Raw genomic sequence first — 2,653 nt, 5'->3', positions numbered from 1 at the left:
CACACTCGCGCTGTCACCAATTCGTGACACGCTAATCGAAGGCTTCAGCCACTTCGTTACCTCCATGACTGCTCCGATTGCTTCCGGCTGGAGCGTTTGCCGGGTGGGACTTGCACCCACTGGAAAGCGCCGCCTTGTCACGGCGCACACCCGGAGCAGACGTCGGCCGGCTTTTCGTAATGTCGGCTTTCGAAATTTTAATCAATTTGTGACCGTCGAGATCACTAGGTCACAATGCCGGCGCGCTAAACAACCGAGGAGGTTGCCGGGTAAATGTCAAAAGACGAATCGCTTGTAGATGATCTCAAACCCATCCTGTGGAAATGGCTGGTTCGGCTGATTTGGCTGGGCAGCATCGGATTTTTCCAGACTCTCGAACTAATCCGATACGTCAACGGCCAAACTTACAGACCTTTCTTTGCGCTTTATGCGGCGGTACTGGCTGCTTTCGTTGCGTGGTTCGCAGTGAAGGCGGCGTCAGTTGTATTCCGCAGCCGCGAGAGGCATTGACGCCTTCCCACCATCGGGGCATCCGATGGCAGCGTGGTTAAGTGCTACTTCTGTTGTTGGCCCAGAGACGAAGAACCTCGCACAATTTCGCAAGTCTGCTGCCAACGCTATACCCGACGTGTCGTCGCGCGGCTTTGCATCGCTGCTCGTGACCCATAGCGGGTATTCCGGCCGGAAGCGCTGTTGCCGTAATCAAGCGACAACAAACGTGATTTCGCTCGCGCGACGATGCGCGGCATCGTGCCGCCGGACGCGAGGAGAGCAGTGGGACAGGACCGCAACAATCGCATACCCGACGCGGCCGAAATTGCTGCGATCAACGCGACGCATTTTGCCGACACAGCCCTGAAAGCAGCCGATTTGCTCTTCGTGTTCGGCACGTGGCAGGATATCGACCTGCGCGCCGCAAAGGCGTACGAACTCTGGCGCGGGGGCCTTTGCCAATGGGCCATTGTCAGCGGCGGCGTGACCTCCGGCTTGGACGCTTCTGAATGCGCTATCATCAAGCGTGAGATGGTCGCGCGCGGCATGCCGGAGGAAAAAATCCTCGAAGAGCATCGCGCGATGAACACGGGGGAGAACGTTATCTTCTCGCTGCCGGTGATCGATGCGGCGCTGGGACTGAAGAATGTACGCAGCGTGATTTGCCTTGGCAATACCTGGACGGCGCGGCGCTATGCGATGACGCTGCAGCGGCACTGGCCGGAAGTGGAGAAGATGCTGGTGACGATCGATGCGTTCGCAACGCCACGTGCGCTCTGGCACACTAATCCTGAATTCCGCCGTCGCGTGCTGCGCGAGTGGGACAAGATAGAATCCTACAAGGCCCGCGGCTTCATTGCGGAATGGCCATGAGGTGCGCGGCTCTCGTCGCTCGCTTTCATATCAGGCCAACTCTGCGATGTCGCCTGTTGGCCCTTCTGAGACATGCCGACCGCTATGATGAATGTCCGCATTCGAGGGCAAAGCGGAAAACATAGGCTCACATTGAGTTCTTCTCAGTTTGACCCGGAGCAGAAGTCGCAAGCTAAGATGACCCGAACTTCGATATTGAACGAGGCTATCATGTCAAAAGGCGAGCGATTTCCCGCAGTCGATCGACGTCTCGAATCTCAATTTGTCGATAGTCACAGAGCAACACCTTATCGGCCTGTAGCCGGCGGAGAACCGCGTTGATGGTCTTGCGTGTTAGTCCTGTCATTTCACCGAGCGCTTGCTGGCTAAGTGGCAGCGCGTCAAGTCTGGCGGTTACCTCCGCTATGGCCAAAAGTCGCGCGGCGACTCTCTGAGTGGGAGGCAGAGTCAACATGTCGGCGCCGAACCTCATGGCGTAGCGAAGCTGGCGGTTGCCGCTGTGGCCGCAACATCGCTAACTGTGCCGGCACAAGCTGCGGTGTTCAGAGGATTTGGCGGCTTTCACGGTGTTGCGGTCGGGCGATTCGGCGGCGTTCACAACTTTCACTACGGAGCCTATCGGGGCGGCGGTTATTGGCGTGGTGGATACTACCACGGCGGCGGCTATTGGGGTGGCGGGTATTACCGCGGCTGCTGCTACGGGGGTGCCATTGCCGCAGGTGCCGCAGCGGGCGTTGCCGTGGGCGCGGCAGCGACGTCAACCTTCGCTGCACCGGCTGCTGTTTACGCGTCTCCGCCAGCCGCATATGTCGCGCCGCCGGTCGTATACGGATCACGAGGCTATTACTACATACGTTGATTAGCTCAACGTGTGTCACCGAGTGCTCATTCATATGCGTTGGATATAGCTAGTCTGACTCGGCAGCTCCCACTTGTCTGCTGGAATGAGAGTTCCAGCAGACGCCACCGACGCATGCTGACGTCCTCAGCGGTAACCATTGCACGGTTCGGCTGCTAGTTGCTCTCAGGTAGGCCAACCCGAAGGAGGCGATATGATCATAGTGATATTCGTGCTGGCGATGTGCATTGCCGCGGCGTACGCGGTCCTGGCGTTGTTGCTCTAGCGAACAGCCCGACTAACGCGCGGGCCGCCGGGGCCCGTTGCTTCCGCTTTCCGAGCGCCTTGAAAATATCGACGAAGCCGAGCGCCGGTTTGCGAAGCTGCTAGAAAAACGATTTGACCGTCAGCCCTGCTGCGCGGGCATCCTGTATGAATGTATGCGCTTCC

Annotated in this window: 3 protein-coding genes; 2 read left to right on the top strand and 1 reads right to left on the bottom strand. The window is 58.4% G+C overall.

The features are described from left to right. Positions 1 to 273 precede the first annotated feature (273 nt). Positions 274 to 510, top strand: a complete 237-nt coding sequence (locus AC5ZGW_RS45675; protein WP_130231588.1) for a hypothetical protein — start codon at positions 274 to 276, stop codon at positions 508 to 510. 228 nt (positions 511 to 738) lie between these two features. Further along, on the top strand, positions 739 to 1,365 hold the full coding sequence (locus AC5ZGW_RS45670; RefSeq protein ID WP_130231586.1) for a YdcF family protein: 627 nt from the start codon (positions 739 to 741) through the stop codon (positions 1,363 to 1,365). 208 nt (positions 1,366 to 1,573) lie between these two features. On the opposite strand, the gene AC5ZGW_RS45665 is transcribed toward AC5ZGW_RS45670, so the two are convergent. Continuing rightward, on the bottom strand, positions 1,574 to 1,819 hold the full coding sequence (locus AC5ZGW_RS45665; RefSeq protein ID WP_496114146.1) for a Crp/Fnr family transcriptional regulator: 246 nt from the start codon (positions 1,817 to 1,819) through the stop codon (positions 1,574 to 1,576). Positions 1,820 to 2,653 lie beyond the last annotated feature (834 nt).

It is taken from the genome of Bradyrhizobium sp. Crot121 (genome assembly GCF_059512385.1).
The sequence above is the reverse complement of the archived record's forward strand: the minus strand, read 5'-3'. Positions and strand labels throughout refer to the sequence as shown.